19 protein-coding genes are annotated in these 22485 nt (G+C 67.2%); 13 read left to right on the forward strand and 6 right to left on the reverse strand.

All coding sequences use genetic code 11. The features are described from left to right. Window positions 1–21 precede the first annotated feature (21 nt). The 3 genes from AC5I49_RS03250 to AC5I49_RS03260 all read left to right on the forward strand — a co-directional run bounded on the left by AC5I49_RS03250 (window position 22) and on the right by AC5I49_RS03260 (window position 3086). A complete protein-coding gene (locus AC5I49_RS03250; RefSeq protein ID WP_495788828.1) occupies window positions 22–1185 on the forward strand; it encodes a CoA transferase in 1164 nt (387 codons plus the stop codon). Next, entirely contained in the window at window positions 1185–2030 is an 846-nt protein-coding gene (locus tag AC5I49_RS03255; protein WP_212645679.1) for an amidohydrolase family protein, read from the forward strand. Before AC5I49_RS03250 ends, AC5I49_RS03255 begins: the two co-directional genes overlap by 1 nt. A 63-nt stretch (window positions 2031–2093) precedes the next feature. Beyond that, complete coding sequence (locus AC5I49_RS03260) at window positions 2094–3086, forward strand: tripartite tricarboxylate transporter substrate binding protein (RefSeq protein WP_016446879.1); 993 nt, start codon at window positions 2094–2096, stop codon at window positions 3084–3086. Window positions 3087–3106: 20 nt separating this feature from the next. On the opposite strand, the gene AC5I49_RS03265 is transcribed toward AC5I49_RS03260, so the two are convergent. Further along, window positions 3107–4249 carry a PQQ-dependent sugar dehydrogenase gene (locus AC5I49_RS03265; protein WP_046239341.1) on the reverse strand — a complete coding sequence of 381 codons (1143 nt, stop codon included), beginning with the start codon at window positions 4247–4249 and terminating at the stop codon, window positions 3107–3109. Between the two features lie 275 nt (window positions 4250–4524). Here AC5I49_RS03265 and AC5I49_RS03270 point away from each other — a divergent pair, with 275 nt between their 5' ends. After that, complete coding sequence (locus AC5I49_RS03270) at window positions 4525–5226, forward strand: YebC/PmpR family DNA-binding transcriptional regulator (protein ID WP_016446881.1); 702 nt, start codon at window positions 4525–4527, stop codon at window positions 5224–5226. 88 nt (window positions 5227–5314) lie between these two features. Here AC5I49_RS03270 and upp read toward each other — a convergent pair whose 3' ends face one another. From upp to AC5I49_RS03285, 3 genes are all read right to left on the reverse strand, one after another. Beyond that, a complete protein-coding gene (gene upp / locus AC5I49_RS03275; RefSeq protein ID WP_012205354.1) occupies window positions 5315–5944 on the reverse strand; it encodes a uracil phosphoribosyltransferase in 630 nt (209 codons plus the stop codon). Window positions 5945–6000: 56 nt separating this feature from the next. Then, window positions 6001–6978, reverse strand: a complete 978-nt coding sequence (locus tag AC5I49_RS03280; protein WP_034347889.1) for a threo-3-hydroxy-L-aspartate ammonia-lyase — start codon at window positions 6976–6978, stop codon at window positions 6001–6003. A 147-nt stretch (window positions 6979–7125) separates the two neighbouring features. Continuing rightward, window positions 7126–8649, reverse strand: coding sequence for a helicase HerA-like domain-containing protein (locus AC5I49_RS03285; protein ID WP_495788829.1), 1524 nt, complete (start codon window positions 8647–8649; stop codon window positions 7126–7128). Window positions 8650–8727: 78 nt separating this feature from the next. Between AC5I49_RS03285 and AC5I49_RS03290 the strand changes: the two genes are divergently transcribed. From AC5I49_RS03290 to AC5I49_RS03330, 9 genes are all read left to right on the forward strand, one after another. Beyond that, window positions 8728–9447, forward strand: coding sequence for a YebC/PmpR family DNA-binding transcriptional regulator (locus AC5I49_RS03290; RefSeq protein WP_012205357.1), 720 nt, complete (start codon window positions 8728–8730; stop codon window positions 9445–9447). Then, window positions 9444–10727 carry a phosphoribosylamine--glycine ligase gene (purD, locus tag AC5I49_RS03295; RefSeq protein WP_016453535.1) on the forward strand — a complete coding sequence of 428 codons (1284 nt, stop codon included), beginning with the start codon at window positions 9444–9446 and terminating at the stop codon, window positions 10725–10727. Before AC5I49_RS03290 ends, purD begins: the two co-directional genes overlap by 4 nt. A gap of 4 nt (window positions 10728–10731) precedes the next feature. Next, window positions 10732–11691 carry an oxygen-dependent coproporphyrinogen oxidase gene (gene hemF / locus AC5I49_RS03300; protein WP_047218154.1) on the forward strand — a complete coding sequence of 320 codons (960 nt, stop codon included), beginning with the start codon at window positions 10732–10734 and terminating at the stop codon, window positions 11689–11691. Between the two features lie 249 nt (window positions 11692–11940). Further along, on the forward strand, window positions 11941–12714 hold the full coding sequence (gene rsfS / locus AC5I49_RS03305) for a ribosome silencing factor (protein ID WP_495788830.1): 774 nt from the start codon (window positions 11941–11943) through the stop codon (window positions 12712–12714). Between the two features lie 21 nt (window positions 12715–12735). Further along, window positions 12736–13203, forward strand: coding sequence for a 23S rRNA (pseudouridine(1915)-N(3))-methyltransferase RlmH (gene rlmH / locus AC5I49_RS03310; RefSeq protein WP_012205361.1), 468 nt, complete (start codon window positions 12736–12738; stop codon window positions 13201–13203). Between the two features lie 104 nt (window positions 13204–13307). After that, window positions 13308–13922, forward strand: coding sequence for a Maf family protein (locus AC5I49_RS03315; protein ID WP_047218151.1), 615 nt, complete (start codon window positions 13308–13310; stop codon window positions 13920–13922). Between the two features lie 136 nt (window positions 13923–14058). Continuing rightward, window positions 14059–15546, forward strand: coding sequence for a ribonuclease G (rng, locus tag AC5I49_RS03320; protein ID WP_016453532.1), 1488 nt, complete (start codon window positions 14059–14061; stop codon window positions 15544–15546). Window positions 15547–15725: 179 nt separating this feature from the next. Beyond that, on the forward strand, window positions 15726–17627 hold the full coding sequence (locus AC5I49_RS03325; protein ID WP_495788831.1) for a LodA/GoxA family CTQ-dependent oxidase: 1902 nt from the start codon (window positions 15726–15728) through the stop codon (window positions 17625–17627). A 9-nt stretch (window positions 17628–17636) separates the two neighbouring features. Beyond that, on the forward strand, window positions 17637–18872 hold the full coding sequence (locus AC5I49_RS03330; protein WP_495788832.1) for an NAD(P)/FAD-dependent oxidoreductase: 1236 nt from the start codon (window positions 17637–17639) through the stop codon (window positions 18870–18872). On the opposite strand, the gene AC5I49_RS03335 is transcribed toward AC5I49_RS03330, so the two are convergent. Together AC5I49_RS03335 and fauA are read right to left on the reverse strand one after the other, a co-directional pair. Beyond that, entirely contained in the window at window positions 18808–19800 is a 993-nt protein-coding gene (locus tag AC5I49_RS03335) for a Bug family tripartite tricarboxylate transporter substrate binding protein (protein ID WP_495788833.1), read from the reverse strand. The genes AC5I49_RS03330 and AC5I49_RS03335 overlap by 65 nt on opposite strands. Before the next feature lie 441 nt (window positions 19801–20241). Then, on the reverse strand, window positions 20242–22461 hold the full coding sequence (fauA, locus tag AC5I49_RS03340) for a TonB-dependent alcaligin siderophore receptor FauA (protein WP_495788834.1): 2220 nt from the start codon (window positions 22459–22461) through the stop codon (window positions 20242–20244). Between the last annotated feature and the right edge of the window lie 24 nt (window positions 22462–22485).

A 22485-nucleotide genomic window follows, 5' to 3' on the forward strand; every position in this document is an offset into this window, starting at 1 on the left:
CTTCCCTATCAGGAGAAACGAATGAGTTTTGTGCCCGGTGAACGCCAGGGGCCGAAAGGCCCGCTCAGCGGCGTGCGCGTGCTGGACCTGAGCGCCTATATCGCGGGACCGTATGGCTGCTCGCTGCTGGCGGACCAGGGCGCTGAGGTGATCAAGGTCGAGCCGCCCGTGGGCGACAACCTGCGCAAGTACCCGTCCACGCTGGAGGCTGAAAGCCGCGCCTTCCTGGGCGTGAACCGCAGCAAGTGGGGCATGGTGCTGGACCTGAAGGACGAGGCCGACCACGCCGTGCTGCTGCGCCTGGTGCGCGAGGCCGATGTGCTGGTCCACAACTTCCGGCCCGGCGTGCCCGAGCGGCTGGGCATCGGTTTTGCGCAGTTGGCCGCCATCAACCCACGCCTCGTCTATTGCAGCGTCACCGGCTACGGCAGCCGGGGTCCGCTCAAGGCCAAGGCGGGTTACGACCAGGTGCTGCAGACCATGACCGGGATGTGCGCCATGCAGGGCAAGGCTGGCGGGCCGCCCGAGATTCTCTACGGCTCCGTGGTGGACTACTACGCCTCGGCCCTGGTGGCGGGCGGCGTGTCGTCGGCGCTGTACGAGCGCGAGAAAAGCGGGCTGGGCCAGCATGTGGGCGTGTCCCTGCTGCGCGCGGCACTGACCATGCAGTCCGCACGCATGGTCTGGGCCGAGGGCGAGCCGCGCGAGGTGGGGCGCGACATGCGCTCCGGCGGCATCACGGGCATCCACCCGACGCGCGAAGGTTATCTCTACATCTCGGCCAATACCGCGCATTTCTGGGAGGCGCTGTGCCGCAAGCTGGGGCTGCCCGAGCTGGCCGGTGACGAGCGCTACGACTCCGTGCGCAAGCGCGCCCAGCACCGCGACGTGCTGGTGCCCCTGCTGCGCCAGGCGTTGGCGGGGCGCAGCGCGCTGGAATGGGAGGCCTTGTTCGGTGAGGAAGTGCCCTGCGCGGCGGCCCGCACGGTGGAAGACATGTTCGACGACCCGCAGGTGCAGGCCGAAGGCATGGTCACCCGTTTCGAGCACCCGACCCTGGGCAGCTACCGGGGCTTTGCCGGCGCCGTGGAGTTCGACCGCACGCCCGGTCCGCCGGCCTTTGCCGCGCCCACGCTAGGCCAGCATACCGAGGCCCTGAAGGCCGCCGCACAAGAGGGCTGTTGATGCAGGCACTGCCCGCTGGCGCCTGCGACGCCCATCTGCACGTCTTCGATCCGCGTTTTGATACGCGTTTTGGGGCCGAGGCTCCGCAGGCCATGCGCGCCCATGCCACGGCTGCCGACTATGCGCGGCTGCGCGGCGCCATGGGGCTTGAGCGGGCCGTCATCGTCCAGCCGCGTGCGCATGGCACGGACAACCGGGCCACGCTGCACGCCATCCAGTCCCTGGGCGCAGCAAGCACGCGCGGCATTGCCGTGGTGCACCCCGATATCACCGACGCACAGCTGCGGGCGCTGCATGACGGCGGCATTCGCGGCATCCGCTTTTCGCTGCACACCGAGCACGATGCAGCCGTGCGGCTGGACATGCTGGAGCCGTTGGCCGAGCGCATTGCCGCGCTGGGCTGGCATGTGCAACTGCACTGGCTGGCCAGCCAGATCGAGGCCCATGCGGCGCTGCTGCAGCGGCTGCCATGCACCCTGGTGTTCGACCACATGGCGCGGCTGGCTGACAGCACTGACGGCGCAGGCGTGCACCAGCCTGCCTTCGGTGTGGTCCGTGGGCTGGTGCAGCAGGGCAGGGCCTGGATCAAGCTCTCGGGCCCGTATCTGAACAGCCGGGCGGGCCTGGCCGCAGGCTATGCCGATTGCGACGCGCTGGCGCAGGCCTGGGTGGCCGAGGCCCCGCAGCGCCTGGTCTGGGGCAGCGACTGGCCCCATGTCACCGAAGCTGCCCATCCGCCGCAGACCCCGATGCTGCTGGCCTTGTTGTCACGCTGGATTTCCGATGCGGCGCTGCGCGCCCGCGTGCTGGTGGACAACGCCGCCGAGCTGTACGGATTCGATTGAGGGCGCGGGGTACGCAAGCCTCGCAGCCCAGGTTTTCACCATGGAGCAACAGGAGACAGAAACGTGAAGAAGATCAAGACATTGCGGCCCGCCATGACGGTGCTGGCCTTGGGGCTGGGCCTGGGACTGGGACTTTTCCAGGGCACGCTGCATGCGGCCGACTATCCGGCCGCGCAGGCCATCACGGTCGTCGTGCCGTTCTCGGCCGGCGGCGGTGCGGACAATGCGGCGCGCATCATCGCCAAGGCGCTGGGCGAGGTCTCGGGTCAGACCGTGGTGGTGGACAACAAGGCCGGCGCCAGCGGCGCCATTGGTGCAGCCCTCGTGGCGCGTGCCAAGGCCGATGGCTATACGGTGCTGTATGACGCATCGTCCTTCGCCATCAACCCCGCGTTGCGCAAGCTGCCCTATGACCCGGCCAAGGACTTCATTGCCGTGTCCCAGGCCATCAGCGTGCCCAACATTCTCGTGGCCGCGCCATCCTCGCCCTACAACAGCCTGGCCGACTTCATGAATGCCGCGCGGCAAAAGCCCGGCAGGCTCACCTATGCCTCCTACGGCCCGGGCAGCCTGGCCCAGATGGCGACGGAACTGCTCAAGGCAGACGCCAAGTTCGATGCCGTCCACGTTCCCTACAAGGGCGGGGCGCCCGCCATCGTCGATGTCATGGGCGGCCAGGTCGATGTGTACTTTGCCAACGCGGCCTCCAGCATCAACTATGTCAAGGGCGGCAAGCTCAAGGCGCTGGCCGTGTCCTCGGCCAAGCGCATGCCGGACCTGCCCGACGTGCCCACGGTGGCGGAAAGCGGCATCAAGGGCTTCGAGGTGACGGAGTGGAACGGCTTCTTCCTGCCCGCAGGCACCGCGCCCGAGACCGTGCAGAAGCTGCAGGACCTGGTGCAAAAGGCCCTGGCCCTGCCGGCCACGCGCGCCAGCCTGGAGAAACTGGGCCTGACGCCCGTGGGCAGCTCCTCCGCAGCCTTCACGGGCTTCGTGGCCGCCGAGCGCAAGCGCTGGGATGCCGTGGTCAAGGCCAACGGCATCACCGTGCAGTGAGCCGCCGCGCGTGACGGGACTCAGGGCGTGGCGGTGACGCGCAGCAACTGCCCGCCCTGGGCGTCCGTCAGCAGGTAAAGCCAGCCGTCCGGTCCCTGGCGCACATCGCGCACGCGCTGGCCCAGGCGCGGCAGCACCTGCTCGCTGGCCGTCACCTTCCCGGACCTGATCGTCAGGCGCTCCAGCCGCTGGAACTTGAGCGAGCCCACGACCAGCGATCCCTTCCATTGCGCCCCATACCTGTCACTGGTCACAAAGGCCATGCCTGAGGGGGCGATCGACGGCACCCAGTAGTGCAGTGGCTGCTCCATGCCCTCCTTGCGCGTGATGCCGGCGCCGATCTTGCCGCCGCCATAGTTCTCGCCGTAGGTGATCACGGGCCAGCCGTAGTTCTTGCCGGGCTCGGGCCGGTTGACCTCGTCGCCGCCCTGCGGGCCGTGCTCATGCATCCACAGGCTGCCATCGGGCGCCAGCGCCGCGCCCTGGGCGTTGCGGTGGCCGTAGCTCCAGATCTCGGGCCAGGCATCCGCGCGGCCGACAAAGGGGTTGTCCCTGGGCACGCTGCCGTCCTTGGCAATGCGCACGATCTTGCCCAGGTGGCTTTGCAGGTTCTGGGCCTCTTCCTTGTAGCGCGAGCGCTCGCCCAGCGCCAGGAACAGCGTGCCATCGCTCTTGCCGTCCACTCTGCGCTCCACGATGCGGCAGCCGAAATGCAATGCGCTCGCGTACCTGGGGCGCTGCGAGAACAGCACTTTCACCTGCTCCAGCCGGCTGGCATCGTCGGACAGCCGGGCGCTGGCCAGCGCCGTGCTGTTCTTGCCGCTGTCGGCGCCGCTGCCGGGCTCGGAGTAGCAGAAGTACAGCTGGCGGTTGCGCGCGAAGTCGCTGTCCAGCACCACGTCCAGCAGGCCGCCCTGGCCTGCGGCCTCCACGGCCGGAAGGCCCGCCAGGGGAGCGCCCAGCCTTCCGTCGCCCTGCACGATGCGCATGCGGCCCGGCCGCTCGGTCACCAGGTAGCGCCCATCCGGCAGGAAAGCCATGGCCCAGGGGTGCTCCAGGCCTTCGGCGACGATTTCTGTGGAGAGGTTGGGGCTGGCGGCCCACAGTGCGCCGGACAGGCCCAGGGTGCTGATGGCGAGGGCGGCGGATAGGGATGGCGGCATGCCGATGCTCCTGTGATGAGGGGACAAGACGGGAAGCCGGATGCACCGCCGTTGACGTCGGCGGCGGTGCAGCGCAGGCAGGGGGCTTCGCACAAGCCAGCATCATGCACGACGCCACCAGAGCCTGCGGCGACCTGTCAACCACTGCGCAAAAAGCCCGCGCAGCCACTTGCGCGGGTGTATAAACAGCGCTCTTTCGGCGCCGGGCCGGGTCTCTGCGGGGGCGGGCGGCGGCGCCTCCTACCCACCAGAGAATCCGCAAGGGAAAAGCAGCCATGGGCGCGCAATGGAAAGCAAAGGGCAAGGCGCTGGTCGCCGACGCCAAGGGAAAGCTGTTTGGCAAGCTTGTCAAGGAAATCATCGTCGCGGCGCGCGCCGGCGCCGATCCGGCAGGCAACTCGCGCCTGCGCATGGCGGTGGAAGCCGCACGCAAGGCCTCCATGCCCAAGGACACGCTCGAGCGTGCCATCAAGAAGGGCTCGGGCGTGGGTGCCGATGCCGTCAACTACGAGCGCGTGGTCTATGAAGGCTACGGCCCCAACCGCGTGCCGGTGATGATCGAGTGCCTGACCGACAACGTGAACCGCACGGCACCCAACATGCGCGTGTGCTTTCGCAAGGGCCAGATGACGGCCGTGGCCTGGGACTTCGACCATGTGGGCATGATCGAAGGCGAGCCCGAAGGCGGCGCCGATGCCGAACTGGCCGCCATCGAGGCCGGTGCACAGGACTTCGAGCCCGGCGAGGAAGAGGGCACGACGCTGTTCATCACCGACCCCACCGACCTCGATACCGTGAGCAAGGCGCTGCCGGCCCAGGGCTTCAAGGTGCTGTCGGCCAAGCTGGGCTACAAGGCCAAGACGCCGGTCAGCATGGCCAGCCTGTCGGCTGAGCAGCAGGAGGAAGTGCAGGACTTCCTGGCCGGCATCGAGAACGACGATGACGTGCAGAACGTCTACGCGGGCCTGGTGGATTGATGACGCTGTCCCCGCTGCCAAGCAAAAAAGCCGCACATCGTGCGGCTTTTTTGTGGGTGCAGGCGCCCAGCGCCCAGCGCCCGGCGGCTCACTTGGTGCCGAAGATTCGGTCGCCCGCGTCGCCCAGGCCCGGCAGGATGTAGCCGTGGGCGTCCAGCTGGCGGTCCACGGCGGCCGTGTAGATGTCCACGTCGGGATGGGCCTTCTGCATGGTGGCCACGCCTTCGGGCGCGGCCAGCAGGCACATGAACTTGATGGACTTCGGGTTCAGCTGCTTCAGGCGCGCCACGGCGGCGGCGGCCGAATTGCCCGTGGCCAGCATGGGATCGACGACCAGCACGTCGCGCTCTTCCATCTCGGAGGGCATCTTGAAGTAGTACTCGACGGGCTGCAGCGTCTCGGGGTCGCGGTACAGGCCGATGTGGCCGATGCGCGCGCCGGGCACGACGTTGAGCATGCCGTCGAGGAAACCGTTGCCGGCGCGCAGGATGGACACCAGCACCAGCTTCTTGCCGTCGATGACCTTGCCGGTCATGGTCTCCAGCGGGGTCTCGATCTCGATGTCCTGCAGCGGCATGTCACGCGTGATCTCGTAGGCCATCAGCGTGGACAGCTCGCCCAGCATGCGGCGGAAGCTGTTGGTGCTGGCTTCCTTGCGGCGCATCAGCGTGAGCTTGTGTTGGACCAGCGGGTGGTCGATCAGGTGCAGAGTACTCATGGTTTTCTTCTGGAAAAAAGGGCGCCGGTATTTTGGGTCCGGCGCCAGGGGTCGGTTCAGTCGTGCAGAAAGCGCGCGTAGCGCGCCAGGTCCACATTGCCGCCGCTGATGAGAATGCCCACGCGTGCGCCCGACAGCGCAACCCCGCCATGCAGGGCGCCCGCCAGCGAGAGCGCACCCGTGGGTTCGACCACGATTTTCTTGCGTTCCGCGTAAAAGCGCATGGCCTGCACCAGATGCTCGTCCGCCACGGCCAGGATATCTTCGACATGCTCGCGGATGATGGCGAATGTGATATCGCCGATGGACTGGGTCTGCGCGCCGTCGGCAATGGTGTGGGGCGTGGGGATCTGCACGATCCGGCCTGCGCGCAGCGACTGGCGGGCATCGTCGCCGGCCTGGGGCTCGACGCCGTAGACCTTGCAGCGCGGGGCGAGCTGTCCGGCTGCCAGCAGGCTGCCCGACAGCAGGCCGCCGCCGCCCAGGCAGACGAACAGGTAGTCCAGATCGGGCACCTCCTCGAACAACTCCTTGGCCGCCGTGCCCTGGCCGGCAATCACGTCGCGGTGGTTGAACGGCGGGATCAGCGTCATGCCGCGCTCGTCGGCCAGGCGCCGGGAGATGGCTTCGCGGTCCTCGGTGAAGCGGTCATAGGTCACCACCTGGGCGCCGTAGGAGCGGGTGGCCGCCATCTTGGAGGCAGGCGCATCCTCGGGCATGACGATGAGCGCGGGCATGTCCAGCATCTGCGCGGCCAGTGCCACGGCCTGGGCATGGTTGCCCGAAGAGAAGGCCAGGGCGCCGCGCTTGCGCTGCTCGGGGGTGAACTGCGACAGCGCGTTGTAGGCGCCGCGTATCTTGAAGGCACCCGTGCGCTGCAGGTTCTCGCACTTGAAGAACAGCTGGGCGCCCAGCAGCTCGTCGGCGGTGCGGCTGCGCAGTATGGGGGTGCGGTGGGCCACGCCCTCCAGCCGGCCGGCTGCGGCGGCAACGTCGTCATAGGTGGGCAGCGAGGGAGGGCTGTTCGTCGTCATGGCGTGCGGTTCCGCAAAGTGGATGGAGGCGGTTTCGATCATAGCCGCATGCGCAGGCTTTCAGCGCCCCGAAATGCGCCAGCCGTTGCATGGCAACGGCTGGGTGCTATGGTGTTTGATGCGGCGCAGTGCCGGTGCGCCAGCGCTTCAGCGCTTCTTGTTGCCCAGGATGCCGCCGAGCACGCCGCGCAGGATTTCCTTGCCCAGCGAATTGCCCATGGTGCGCATGGTGGACTTGGCCATGGTCTGAACCAGGCCGTCGTGCTTGCCTCCGCGCGGGCCTGTGGTGCCGAACAGCAGGTCCTTGAGCCCGTCCATCATGGCGCCGCCGCCTTCGCTGGCGGCGGGTGCGGCTCCGGCAGGGCCTGCCGGCGAGGCCCCGTCGCCGGATGCTGCCGTGCGTCCGCGCAGCACTTCGTAGGCCGATTCGCGGTCCACCGCCTTTTCATAGACACCTGCCACCAGCGATTGCGCCAGCAAGACCTTGCGCTGCTCCTCGCTGATCGGACCGATCTGGCTGCCCGGTGGAATGACATAGGCGCGTTCGGTGATGCCGGGGCGGCCCTTTTCATCGAGGAAGCTCACCAGGGCCTCGCCCACGGCCAGCTCCGTGATGGCGGCCTCGATGTCCAGCCCCGGCTTGGGCCGCATCGTGGTGGCCGTGGCCTTGACGGCCTTCTGGTCGCGCGGCGTGAAGGCGCGCAGCGCGTGCTGCACGCGATTGCCCAGCTGGGCCAGCACGGTGTCGGGCACGTCCATCGGGTTTTGCGTGACGAAATACACGCCCACGCCCTTGGAGCGCACCAGGCGCACCACCAGCTCGATGCGTTCGAGCAGCACCTTGGGCGCATCGTTGAACAGCAGGTGGGCCTCGTCGAAGAAGAAGACCAGCTTGGGCTTGTCGGAGTCGCCGATCTCGGGCAGGCGCTCGAACAGCTCGGACAGCATCCACAGCAGGAAGGTGGAGTACAGGCGCGGCGAATTCATCAGCTTCTCGGCCGCCAGGATGTTGACCACGCCCTTGCCGCCCGCATCGGTCTGCATCAGGTCGTTGATGTCGAGCATGGGCTCGCCAAAGAACTTGTCGCCGCCCTGCGACTCGATGGCCACCAGCCCGCGCTGTATGGCCCCCACGCTGGCGGCACTGATGTTGCCGTACTCGGTGGTGAACTGCTTGGCGTTGTCGCCCACGTGCTGGAGCATGGACCGCAGGTCCTTGAGGTCCAGCAGCAGCAGTCCGTTGTCGTCGGCAATCTTGAAGACCAGGTTGAGCACGCCCATCTGCGTGTCGTTCAGGGCCAGCATGCGCCCGATCAGCAGCGGCCCCATGTCCGAAACCGTGGCGCGCACCGGATGGCCCAGCTCGCCGAACACGTCCCACAGCGTGGTGGGGCAGGCCAGGGGCTGGGGAATCTCGATGCCGCGCTCCTGCAGCGAAGCCGCCATCTTGGCGCCGGTGCTGCCGCTTTGGCTGATGCCCGACAGGTCGCCCTTGATGTCGGCCATGAACACCGGCACGCCGATTTCGGAGAAGCCTTCCGCCATTTTCTGCAGCGTCACGGTCTTTCCGGTGCCCGTGGCGCCGGTGATCAGGCCATGTCGATTGGCCAGTGCGGGCAGCAGCAGGCATTCTGTGGCAGAGTGGCGGGCGATCAGAAGTGGAGCGGCCATTTCGGGTTTCCTCGGGGGAGCATGCGGTCAAAAGTAAAATCCCAGCCGCAAGGTTAAATCAATATCAAAGGACAGCCTGTGGCAGGACACAGTAAATGGGCCAATATCCAGCACCGCAAAGGCCGCCAGGACGAAAAGCGCGGCAAGGTCTGGACTCGCATCATCCGTGAAATCATGGTGGCGGCACGCACGGGAGGGGGCGATCTCAGCGCCAACCCGCGCCTGCGCCTGGCGGTGGAAAAGGCCAAGGCGGCCAACATGCCGGCCGACAACATCAAGCGCAACATCGACAAGGCCACGGGCAATCTCGAAGGCGTGACCTACGAGGAAATCCGCTACGAAGGCTACGGCATTGGCGGCGCGGCGATCATCGTGGACACCATGACCGACAATCGCGTGCGCACTGTGGCGGATGTGCGTCATGCCTTCAGCAAGTACGGTGGCAACATGGGCACGGAGGGTTCCGTGTCCTTCCAGTTCAAGCATGTCGGACAACTGATCTTTGCTCCCGGAAGCGACGAGGACCAGATCATGGAAGTGGCGCTGGAGGCCGGTGCCGAGGACGTGATCACCGATGATGAGGGGGCCATCGAGGTGCTGACCGCACCCGCCGAGTTCGAAACCGTGCGCGACGCGCTGCAGGCCAAGGGCCTGACGCCGGAGGTGGCTGAAGTCACCATGCGCCCGGAAAACACCATCGCCCTGCAAGGCGATGACGCAGCCCGCATGCAAAAGCTGCTGGACATGATCGAAGACCTGGATGACGTACAGGACGTCTACCACAACGCTGAACTATGAAAATTCTTGTGATTGGTGGCGGAGGCCGCGAGCACGCCCTGGCGTGGAAACTGGCTGAATCGCCGAAATCGACCAAGGTCTATGTGGCCCCCGGCAACGGTGGCACGGGCCTGGCCGGCGGCAAGGTGGAGAACCTCAACATCACCGACCCGCAGGCGCTGCGCGAGTGGGCGCAGGCCGAGAAGGTCACGCTGACCGTGGTCGGCCCCGAGGCTCCGCTGGCGGCCGGCGTGGTCGATGAGTTCCGTGCCCATGGCCTGCGCATCTTCGGCCCCTCCAAGGCGGCTGCACAGCTGGAAAGCTCCAAGGCGTTTTCCAAGGACTTCATGGCGCGCCACGGCATCCCCACGGCGCTCTACGAGACTTTCACCGACCCGGTTGCTGCCCACGCCTATGTGGATCGCCTGGGTGCGCCCATCGTGGTCAAGGCCGACGGCCTGGCCGCAGGCAAGGGCGTGGTCGTTGCGACCACGCTGCAGGAAGCCCACGACGCCGTGGACTTCATGCTCGTGGACAACAAGTACGGCGTGGCCCACAACGACGGCGGTGCCCGCGTGGTGATCGAGGAATTCCTCGCCGGCGAGGAAGCCAGCTTCATCGTGCTGTGCGACGGCAAGAACGTCCTGGCCCTGGCGACCAGCCAGGACCACAAGCGCCTGAAGGACGGCGACCAGGGCCCGAACACGGGCGGCATGGGCGCCTACTCGCCCGCGCCCGTGGTCACGGCCGACGTGCATGCCCGCGCCATGCGCGAGATCATCCTGCCGACCATCCGCGGCATGGAAAAGGACGGCATTCCCTACACCGGCTTCCTGTATGCGGGCCTGATGATCGATGCATCCGGCCATCCCAAGACGCTGGAGTTCAACTGCCGCATGGGCGACCCCGAGACCCAGCCCATCATGATGCGTCTCAAGAGCGATCTGGTGGACGTCATGCTGGCGGCCACCGATGCCAAGCTCGACCAGGTCGAGCTGCAATGGGACCGCCGCACGGCGCTGGGCGTGGTCATGGCCGCAGCAGGCTACCCCGAGGACCCGCGCAAGGGCGATGCCATCAGCGGGCTGCCGCAGGACGCCGCCGATGCCATGGTCTTCCATGCCGGCACCCAGCTCAAGGACGGTGTGCCCGTCACCAGCGGTGGCCGCGTACTGTGCGTCACCGTGCTGGCCGACAGCGTCAAGCAGGCCCAGCAAAAGGTCTATGACGTGGCGCGTGGCATCCATTTCGATGGTGCCCAGTACCGCCGCGACATCGGCTTCCGTGCCGTGAAGAACTGAGTCCATGGCAGAGCAATCGACCGGGCAGGCGCTGCCCGTGGCCCTGGTGCGCGAGTACCTGACGGGCCTGCAGGCCCGCATCACGCAGGCGCTGGAACAGGTGGAAGGCGAGGGCGGTGCACGCTTTCTGTCCGACGCCTGGAGCAAGGGCCCCGGCGAGCGCCTGCAGGGCGATGGCATCACCCGCATCATGGAAGGCGGCCGCGTGTTCGAGCGCGCGGGCTGCGGCTTCTCGCATGTGCGCGGGCCGCAGCTGCCGCCCTCGGCCACGCAGCACCGGCCTGAGCTGGCCGGTGCGCCGTTCGAGGCCATGGGCGTGTCCCTGGTCTTCCATCCGCGCAATCCTTTTGTGCCTACGGTGCACATGAATGTGCGAATGATTGCAGCCGGCTCAGGTGCGGCAGGGCAGCCGGGCAACGAACCCACCTGCTGGTTCGGCGGCGGCATGGACCTGACGCCGGTCTACGGCTTCGAGGAAGATGCACAGCACTTTCACCGCGTCTGCCGCGATGCGCTGGCGCCTTTTGGCGACACGCTCTACCCGCGCTTCAAGACCTGGTGCGACGAGTACTTCCGCCTGAAGCACCGCAACGAGCAGCGCGGCATCGGCGGCATCTTCTTCGACGACTTCTCGGAACTGGGCCAGGCGCGCAGTTTCGACATGCTGCGTTCGGTGGGCGATGCCTTTCTGGAGTCCTACCTTCCCATCGTCGAGCGCCGCCAGGCCATGGACTACGGGCAGCAGCAGGTCGATTTCCAGCGCTACCGCCGCGGCCGCTATGTGGAGTTCAACCTGGTCTGGGACCGGGGCACGCACTTCGGCCTGCAGTCCGGCGGGCGTACGGAGTCCATCTTGCTGTCCATGCCACCGCATGCGAGCTGGAGCTACCAGCGCGAGGACGCGCCCGGCACCCCCGAGCGCGCTTTGCTGGAGCAATTCCTGGTGCCCCGCGACTGGCTTTGAGCCCGAGAGCCGCCATCCCGAGCGGCGTGGCGAAATCCGCGCGTGCAAGGGAATAGGCGGCAAAACTATAATTTCAATAGCTTGAGGCGCAGCGTTGGCTGCGTTCTCCACTTTCTTCGGCGCGAAATCTTCCGGCGATCTGTGGGCGAACTCCATGCATTTTGGAGCGCCGCTACAGCCCAGCCCTCTACGGGCCGCACGGCGCTCGCGCTATATTGATCCCATTCCTATTCCATTGATCACCGCCTGATGACCACTTCCACCAAATCGGATTCCGCAGCCAAGCGCGACGTGACCAAGCTGCAACGCGCCATTGTTGACGGCCTTGAAAACGTCAAGGCCCAAGACATCCAGGTCTTCAATACCGAAAAGCTCTCGCCGCTGTTCGAGCGCGTGATCGTGGCTGCGGGCACCTCCAACCGCCAGACCAAGGCGCTGGCCTCCAGCGTGCGCGACGCCGTCAAGCAGGCCGGTTTCCCCGTGCCGCGCCAGGAAGGCGAAGAAAACGGCGAGTGGATCATCGTGGACTGCGGCCAGGCCGTGGTCCATGTCATGCAGCCGGCCATCCGCCAGTACTACCGCCTGGAAGAGATCTGGGGCGAGACGCCTGTACGCCTGAAGCTGGGCGCTCCCAAGCCCACGCGCTCGGCTGCCACCGACAAGGCGGAAGAAAAGGCCAAGAAGGCTGCAACCAAGAAGGCGGCGGCAACCGCTGACAAGCCTGCAGCCAAGAAGGCCGCTTCTGGCGCAGCCTCCGCCGCCGCCAAGAAGCCCGCTGCCAAGAAGGCGGCCCCTGCCAAGGCCGCTGCACCCCGTTCCGCAGCGGCAAAGCCGGCTGCCGCAAAGTCGGCTGCTGTGAAGTCGGCCGCAGCCAAGTCGCCGGCCGGCAAGACGGCGGCGCCCAAGGCCATCAAGACCGTGGTGGTCAACCGCGCCCCCGCCAAGGCCAAGGCCAAGGCTGGCGCCGCTGCCAAGCCTGCCGCCAAGCCGGCAGCCAAGCGCGCTCCCCGCGCCAAGGCCTGAGCGGTTCAGGGCTGACGCTGCATGAAGCTGTTGATCGTGGCCGTGGGCCAGCATGTGCCCGACTGGGCGCAGACAGCCTACGACGACTATGCCAAGCGTTTTCCTCCGGAACTCAAGGTGGAGCTCAAGGCCGTCAAGACGGAGCCACGCGGCTCCAAGACGGTCGAGACCCTGTACGCGGCCGAGCGCAAGCGCATCGAGGCCGCCATTCCGCGCGGCACGCGCATCGTGGTGCTCGATGAGCGCGGCACCAATCTGACCACCAAGGCCCTGGCCCAGCGCCTGCAGGGCTGGCAGCTGGAGGGCGATGACGTGGCCCTCATCATCGGAGGCCCGGACGGTCTGGACCCCGCCTTCAGGCAGGCCGCACACGAGCGCATACGCCTGTCGGACCTGACCCTGCCGCATGCCATGGTGCGGGTGCTCCTTATCGAGCAGCTGTACCGTGCCTGGTCGGTCAACGCCGGCCATCCCTACCACCGGGAATAGCGGCAGCGGCGGTGTCATGCGGATCGGAAGATCTCGTGATACTATGATTTTGATAGCCTTCGGCGCTTTGATACAAAGGGCTGAAGGCATTTCTCATTTTCATCATGCCGCCCTTCATCTACCTAGCCTCCCAAAGCCCCCGCCGCCGCCAACTGCTGGAGCAGCTGGGCGTGGCCCATGAGCTTTTGCTGCCCAATGCGGATGGCGACATCGCCGAAGATGCCGAGGCCATGGAAGCCGAGCTGGCCGGCGAGGCAGCGCGCGACTACGTGCAGCGCGTGACCGCACTCAAGCTCGACGCTGCCGTGGCCCGCCACGCGCGCCGTGCGCTGGCTGCCGCTCCCGTGCTCTGCTCGGACACCACGGTGGCGCTCGACGGCCGCATTCTGGGCAAGCCCGCCGATGCCGACGATGCACGCCGCATGCTGACGGGGCTTGCCGGCCGAGAGCATGAGGTGCTGACGGCCGTGGCCATACAGCATGGCGCGCGGCGCCTGGCTGCGCTGTCGGTCTCCCGGGTTCGCTTTGCTGCCATGAGCGCTCAGCAGATCGATGCCTACGTGGCCTCGGGCGAGCCCATGGGCAAGGCCGGTGCCTATGGCATACAGGGCCGTGCGGCGGCCCATGTGCAGTGGCTGCAAGGCAGCTACTCGGGCATCATGGGCCTGCCGCTGTTCGAGACGGCGGCGCTGTTGCGCGAGCTGGGCTGGGCGCTGTAGGCCAGCTCCCCGACCTGGGCCCCGAGGGGCGTGCAGGCAGGCGCGCACGGCCGACGGCAGCGCGCGGCACGGCAAGATGTCTGCCGGGCCGCTCCGGCCGAGAAATACAAACGACAAAGCACACCACAGGCACAGCATGCAGCAAGACATTCTGATCAATTGGTCGCCACAGGAAACGCGCGTGGCCATCATCGAGAACGGCGCCGTCCAGGAACTGCACATGGAGCGCCCGCTGGAGCGCGGCCTGGTCGGCAACGTGTACCTGGGCAAGGTCTCGCGTGTGCTGCCGGGCATGCAGTCGGCCTTCATCGACATCGGCCTGGAGCGCGCGGCCTTCCTGCACGTGGCCGATGTCTGGCAGCGGCAGGAAGGGGGCGAGGCCCCCATGTTCGCGCGCAAGGACATGCCTGTCGTGCCCATCGAAAAGCAGGTTTTCGAGGGCCAGACCATCATGGTGCAGGTCATCAAGGATCCGATCGGCACCAAGGGCGCGCGCCTGTCCACGCAGATCAGCATTGCGGGACGCCTGCTGGTGCTGCTGCCGCAGGACGACCACATCGGCATCTCGCAGAAAATCCCGCAGGGCGAGCGCGACGCGCTGCGCGCCCGGCTGCAGGGCCTGGTCGGCACCAAGGAGACCGGCGGCGGCGGCGGCTTCATCCTGCGCACCAATGGCGAGGACTCCAGCGACGCCGAGCTGGCCGACGACATCCGCTACCTGCGCAAGACCTGGAGCCGCATCAAGGAGGCCTCGGTGCGCCTGCCGCCCATGTCGCTGCTGCACCAGGACCTGAACCTGCTGCAGCGCGTGCTGCGCGATCTGGTGGGCGAAGGCACGCAGAGCATCCGCATCGACTCCAAGGAGCAGTTCGCCCTGCTCATGACCTTCGGGCAGGAGTACATGCCGGCGGCCGTGCCCAAGCTGCAGCATTACCGCGGCGAGCGGCCCATCTTCGATCTGTTCGCCATCGACGAGGAAATCGCCCGCGCGCTGGGCCGGCGGGTGGACCTCAAGTCGGGCGGCTACCTGATCGTGGACCAGACCGAGGCGCTGACCACGGTGGACGTCAATACCGGCGGCTACGTGGGCGCGCGCAACTTCGACGACACCATCTTCAAGACCAACCTGGAAGCCGCCCACCAGATCGCGCGCCAGCTGCGCCTGCGCAACCTGGGCGGCATCATCATCGTGGATTTCATCGACATGGTGCGCGACGACCACCAGGCCGAGGTGCTGTCCGAATTCAAGCGCCAGCTCGGGCGCGACCGGGTCAAGACCATGGCGGGTGGCTTCTCGCAGCTGGGCCTGGTGGAGATGACGCGCAAGCGCACGCGCGAATCGCTGGCCCACATGCTGTGCGAATCCTGCCCGGTCTGCCAGGGCAAGGGCCATGTGAAGACCGTGCGCAGCGTCTGCTACGAGGTGCTGCGAGAAATCCTGCGCGAGGCGCGCCAGTTCAACCCGCGCGAGTTCCGCATCGTGGCCTCGCCCAAGGTGGTCGAGATGTTCCTGGACGAGGAAAGCCAGCACCTGGCCGGCCTGTCCGACTTCATCAAGAAACCCATCTCGCTGCAGGCCGAGACCGCCATGGCACAGGAGCAGTACGACATCGTGCTGCTGTGAACCGGTATTTATCTTGCCAATTCATTATCAATAGCGATTCGGCATCTTTTGCGCCAATGGGTTCATATGAATCGATTTGCGCGCTGCTATGGATTGTCGATTCCCGATAATTAACTTTGTCTCGGCATTTTTGATACCATTTGTTGCAATCAGTGCCTCAGCAACTGAAAGGGCGACAAATGGGAATCGACTCCACCATTGTGCGTGCTGCCATACACCCGGGAATTGGTGTGGCGCGTATTGGCAATAGCCCGGATGAGTACTATGTCGGCCCCGAGCTGATGCATGTGCCGCCCATGGCGCCGGGCAGCCTGCGTGATGCGCAGGGCGCGCTCAAGCGCCAGGCTGCGCGCTTTCGCATCTACGGCTACAACGCCGCGGGCGAGGTGGTGCGTGAACTCACGGCCGACCAGGACGAAATCGAATGGGAAGTCGAACTGGCCAATACCAAAGCCGCCTGGTATCAATTCCAATTGGCGCTGGACGTGCCTGAAGCCGCAACGGCCGATCCCACGATTTTGCGCAATGCCACGGTGAAGGACCGGAAAAGCCTGGCCATTCGACCGGGAGCCCGCCGAATTGCCAAAGGCTCGGCCCCGGTGGCATTCGATAGCGGTAGTTTCTGCGGCAAGCCGGTTTATCTGGGCGAATTGCGCATTGAAAAGACGGGCCAGCTTCTCGTGCTGGGAGGCCGGGGCGTCTCTGCCTCCGTGGATGGCTCCAAGGCCACCACGTTTGCGAACAACGAGGGCTGGCATGACGATGTGGCCGACGGCCCGGTGCGCGCGAAGGTCGTCGTGGCCGGCGTTTCCGTGCCGGTGGATGCGGCATGGGTCACGGTTGCGCCGCCCAACTACGGCCCGCAGATGAAGTCGGTGCGCACCATGAAGGACCTGATGGAGGATGTGTACATCCACTCGGGCATGGCCGCCTTCCCGCTGCACGTCTCCTTCAGCCGGCACATCCTGCCCATACTCCAGCGCCAGAGCAGCCTGCAGTGGGCGAACAAGGGCTTTGCATCCCAGTTCGGCTGGGGCGGGGCGGCCAGTGCAGATGACGAAGCGTGGATCGCCAGGCTCAACAGCCCGGGCACGACCTGGGCCGAGCTGCGCCAGCAGGTTGCGAATGCCTTCCGCCGTTTTGACCGTGATGGCGCATCTCCCCAGCCCTGGCCCTGGCTGTATGGCGACGCCATGGCCGTGCCGCCGGCCGACACGCCGCGCCAGCATGCGGCGCTGACGGCCACGCAGCTGAGGATGCTGGACCTGTGGGCCGCAGGCCACTTTCTCTCCGACTGGACGCCCGGACAGAAGTACCCGGCCCAGCTGTCCGATGTGCCGCTGCAGGAGCAGCCCACCATGCTCGACCATGCCGCCATGGACGACTGCCTGGCCGATGCCTTTCACCCGGGTTGCGAGATCACCTGGCCCATGCGCCACGCCAGCATGTACCGGGCGCCATTTCGCATCCGCGAGGCGGCCGAGAACCCGCCCGAGCTGCAGCTCTACGGCTCGCGGCTCACCCCCGCCGTGGCGCTGTCCGAGAGCGGGCCGCTGTATGCACAGGTGGCCGGTGACCTCACGCGCTGGATGGCCGTTCCCTGGCAGACCGACACCGCCAGCTGCCGCAGCGGCTACTACGCCGGCTACGGCCCGCGCTACGACCCCTACCTGCCCACGTTCTGGCCGGCCCGCGTGCCCAACCAGGTGCTGACGCAGGAGGCCTATGAAAAGGTCATCGATACCGAACTGCCGCGCGAGCAGCGTGTCGCCGCCTTCAACCGGCGCGAGTCGTGGTTCCGCACCCTGGGCGAGGGAGGCTATGAGAGCGAAATCAACCGCATGATCAGCCACTTCGGTGACATGGGCGTCATCGAGAATCGGCCGGGCCCGCGTGGCGACAAGGACTTCCCGCCGTTGATGCAGGTGGAAAACCGCATCGCCCCGGCGCCGTCGCACATGCTCAAGACTGCCGTGCAACCGGCCGGGCAGGAAGCGCCTCCCCGCATCGAGCCCTTCGACGCAGACAACGAAGAGCAGCTGCGCGCCCTGACGCAGCGCGGCCCGGTGCTGCCGCGCTGAATGGCGGCCATGTCTATGTCTGCGCATGCCATGGCCACCGCGCCGCTGCCGGATGAACTGGATGTGCTCGTCGTGGGCGCGGGACCGGCGGGCGCGGCCGTTGCCGCGCAGCTGGCAGGGCATTGCCGCGTGGCGCTGGTAGGACGCGCCGTGCAGGCTGGGCGGGCCATTGGCGAAACCCTGCCCGCTGCGGCCCGGGTGATTCTGTCCGACCTGGGCGTGTGGGATGCGTTCGCGGCACAGGGCCACCGTCCTGCCTGGTCGCGGCGGTCACTGTGGGGAAGCTCCGAGGTCATCTTTCAGGACGCACTGTTCGACCCGCATGGCGCGGGCTGGCACCTGGACCGCAAGCGCTTCGACGCCATGCTGCTGGAGGCTGCGCGCAGCCGTGGCGTGCCCTGCCTGGTGCCCGCCACGCTGCGCAGCCTGCAGCGCCAGCCACCGGGCGCGCCCATGCGCTGGCGCTGCCTGATCGATAGGGCGCAGGGCGACCCGGCGCACGGCCCGTTGGAGCTGTCCTGCCGCATCGTGGTCGATGCCACGGGCCGCGCGGCCCGGGTGGCCCGGCAGGCGGGTGCCGAGGTCCGCCGCGACGGCCGCCTGGTCTGTTTTCACGCCTGGGTGGAGCCGCCATCGCATGAGCATGCAGGCACCACCATGATCGAGTCGGATGCCGAAGGCTGGTGGTACAGCGCCGATCTGCCCGATGGCAGTTGCGTGATTGCCTGGCAGACCGATATCGACCTGCCCGAAGCCCGCCGCCTGCGCAGCACGGCGGATCTGCTGGACATGGCCGATCGCACGGCCCTGGTGGGCGCGCGCAGCGTGGGCAGCCAGGTGCTGGAGCCGTTGCGGGTGGCCGCCGCCCACGAGCAATGGCTGGATGCAGCCAGCGGGCCGGATTGGCTGGCCGTGGGCGATGCAGGCCTGTCCTTCGATCCCCTGGCATCGCAGGGTCTGCTCAACAGCCTGGTCACGGGCAGCGAGGCCGCCCTGGCCGTGCGCCGCAGCCTGGCGGGCGATGCCGATGCGTTGCCTGCCTGGGATGCGTGGATCCGGTCGATACGCGCCGCGTACCGCAGCCATCACCAGCACTACTATGCGCTGGAGCCGCGCTGGGCGAACGAGACGTTCTGGGCCCGCCGCCAGCGGGCGCCGGAGGCGGGGGCCGGAGCCGACGTTATTGCCGCTCCAGCTTCGCCGTCTGCACGATCGCATTCCAGCGTTGGTACTCGGCCCGCGTGAATTCGCGGAAGGCCTTGGAGTCCAGCAGGCGCACTTCGCCGCCCAGTGCCGTCACCTTGGACTTGAAGTCGGCATGGCCCGCCACCTTGAGCGTGGCATCCTCCAGCCGCTTGACGATGGCGGCCGGCGTGCCCTTGGGTGCCAGCACGCCGTTCCAGGTGCCGGTCACGAAGGTGGGGTAGCCGCTTTCCTTCATGGTCGGCACATCGGGCAGGGCGGGCAGGCGCTGCTCGGAGGTCACTGCCAGGGCCTTGAGCTTGCCCGACTGCACGAAGGGCAGGGCGGGCGTTACGTTCTCGAAGATGAAATCGATCTGGCCGCCCAGCAGGTCGGTCAGGGCCGGCGCGCTGCCCTTGTAGGGCACATGCACCATGTCCAGCTGGGTGGCGCTCTTGAACAGCTCGCCCGACAGGTGGACCGTGGAGCCGCTGCCCGGCGAGCCATAGCTCATGCCGGTCTTTTGCGCGGCGGCGCGTGCCACCAGGTCCTTCACCGTCCTGGCGGGCGTGCGCGTCTCGTTGACGACCAGCACATTGGGAATGGTGGTCACCAGGGCCACGTACTCGAAATCGCCCAGGTTCTTCTCGCTGAGGTTCTTGTACAGGCTCTGGTTGATGGCCTGGGTGCCGGCCGTGCCGAACAGCAGCGTATAGCCATCATTGGCCGCCGAAGCCACGCGGCTGGCGCCGATGGAGCCGTTGGCGCCGGAGATGTTTTCCACGATCACGGGCTGGCCCAGCGATTCGGACAGGCCCTGCGCCACCATGCGCGCCAGCACATCGGTATTGCCGCCAGGAGCGAAGGGCACGACCAGCTTGACCGGCCGGGTGGGATAGGCATCCGCCCAGGCCTGGGGCAGGGGCAGCAGCGTGGCGCCAAGCAGCGCGGCCGCGCGCAGGAATTGCTTGCGTGAAAGGGTACGGGGCATGGGGGATGTCTCCTTGTCGATGTTCTGGTGGCGCAGCGGCTGGGGCCAGCGGCGGATTTTTCAGGCGGGCCAATGCTGGGCGGTGGCTGTCTTGACGTCAATCAATGTTTTGGCAGGACGTCATGCGGCGGGCGAATGACCTGTCCGGCCTTGCTCGGCAAATGAGAAGGATTGCGTTGACATGCGCCCGTCATTGCGCCTGCCATCACGGCGCAAGGCTCCCGGACTCGCCTGTGGCATGGACCGCACCGCTGCTGAATCCGCCTCCGGCGCTGCCGTGCAACTGCCCGCGAACATGCGGCTTTGCGGCGCCTGCGTGGACTTGCGTGGATCTGCGTGGACGTGCACGATGCGCCCCATGGCATGGGCCGGCGCCCGTTACGGCGCCGGGGTTGGGGCGGGCATTGCCGATGTCCATGCCGACGCCAATGCCGATGCAGCTCAGAAATCCGCCTTCAGGCTCACCGTCAGATTGCGCGGCTCGCCCCACCAGCCCTGGTTGTAGAAGCCGATCTGGCTGTAGTACTGGCGGTCCAGCAGGTTGTTGAGCTGCACGCTGGCCGACCAGGTGGGGTCGAGGCGGTAGTGGGCCGAGAGGTTGACCACCAGGTAGCTGCCCTGGCCGACCTGCACGCTCTGGCGCAGCGGGTTGGTCACGTTCTGCCAGATGCGGCTTTGCCAGCGCAGGTTGCCGCCCAGGCTCAGGCCCTGCAGCGCACCCTCGAAGCTGCGCATGGTCGTGAGCTTGACCAGGCTGCGCGGGTGCGTGGTGTTGAAGGCGGCGCCGCTGGCGCTGCGTGCCGTGTAGTGGGTGTAGCTGGCGCCCATGCGCCAGCCCCGGGCCGGCTCGCCGCTGAGTTCCAGATCGATGCCGCGCACCTGGGCGCCCTTGACTCCCCGGTAGGCCTTCTGGTCCGTGGTGCCGTCGATGAATTCGCCCGTGTCCTGCGCCAGATTGTCCTGGCGGGTCTGGAACAGCGCGGCAGAACCCTGCAGCCGGTCCTGCAGCCAGGAGCCCTTGAGGCCCAGCTCGAAGGCCTGGCCGGTGACGGGGTCCAGGATGCTGCCTTGCTTGTCGCGGTAGTTCTGGGGTGTGAAGATTTCCGTGTAGCTCAGGTAGGCCGTGTGCCGGGCATCGATGTCCCACAGCAGGCTGGCGTAGGGCGTGATTTCGTTGCTGTAGCGGTAGTCGCGCAGGCTGCCGAAGTAGTTCTGGCGCGTGGACCAGCGGCTCAGCCGGGCACCGGCCACGGCCGTCCAGCCATCGGCCAGCGAGAAACGCCCCACGGCATAGCCGCCGCTTTGGCGCATGCGGCTGTCGTCGCCGCCGTTGGAGACGTCGGACCAGCCGGGCTCGGCCAGGCTGCCGTTGCGCCAGTCGAGGAAGTTGTCCGTGGCAGGCGGTGTGCCCAGCGGTGCGTAGCGGCGGATGTCGATGTCGTCGCGCACATGGTTCCAGCCCACGGCAATCTCGTGCTGGCGCCCGAACAGCGCGACCGGGCCGCTGGCCGTGAGGTGCAGGCTGTCGCGCGAGCGGTCGCCCCGGTACTTGATGAAGGAGTTGGCCATGCCCAGGCCGGTGCTGGCGTCCGGCGCGCCGCCCCGGTAGACGTAGCGCATGTCGTAGTTGCCGTCGTTGCGGCTGTAGGCGGCGCGCAGCAGCCAGCGGTTGTCCAGCCGGTGCGTCAGGTCCAGCGTGGCCGTGGTGTTCTCCGTGCCGAAATGCGACCAGCGCGTGTTGTTGGACACCGAGCGGTCGAAGGCCGTGCGGCTGCCGTCCGCATAGAACAGCGGAAAGCCGGCGCCCATGCCGGGACTGGTGTTCTTCTGGTATTCGAGGCTGGTGACGAGCCGGGTGGCGGGCGTCAGGGCCGCGCTGACCACGGCGTACAGGCCCTGCCTGCGCTGGCCGAAGTGGCTGACGTAGCTGTCGCTGTCCGATTGCACGGCCACGACGCGGCCATGCACGCGGCCTTCGCGGTCCAGCGGCAGGGACAGATCGGCCTCGGCGCGGCGCAGGTTCCAGCGGCCCAGCGTCAGCGAGGCATGGCCGCCCGCCGTCTCGCGCGGCTGCTTGCGCACGAAGTTCACCGTGGCCGACGGATCGCCCGAGCCATTGAGCAGGCCCGTGGCGCCGCGCACGATTTCCACGCGGTCGTAGAAGGCCGTGTCCATGTCGGTGGCGCCGAAGTTCCACAGGCTGTTGATGGGCGAGGCCAGCCCGTCGAACTGGAAGTTGCTGACGCCGAAGCCGCGCGAGGAAAACTGGTAGCGGTTGCTGTCGCTGCGGCTGACCGACAGGCCGGGCGCGGAGGCCTCCAGCGTCTGCGAGACCGTGAGCTGGCCGGCATCGTCCATGAGCTGGCGCGTGATCACGCTGACCGACTGCGGTGTCTCGCGCGCCGACAGTTGCAGGCCCGTGGCCGTGCCTGTGGAGCCGCTGGTATAGCGGGCCGTGCCTTCGGTGGTGCCGGCATCGGCGGCGGCGCGCACGGTGACGGTGCCCAGTTCGGTGTCGCCTTTCCTGGCAGGGGGCCTGTCCTCGTCGGCGGCCCAGACTGCTGGCGCAGGGGCTGCACAAAGGGCGCAGATCAGCAGGGACAGCGGGGTCCGCGCGCCTTTGGGGTGTCGCGGGGCGGGGTTTTGAATGCGAATGCTCATCATTTCCATGGTCCTGGGCGTGAG

Source organism: Delftia sp. (assembly GCF_059499305.1).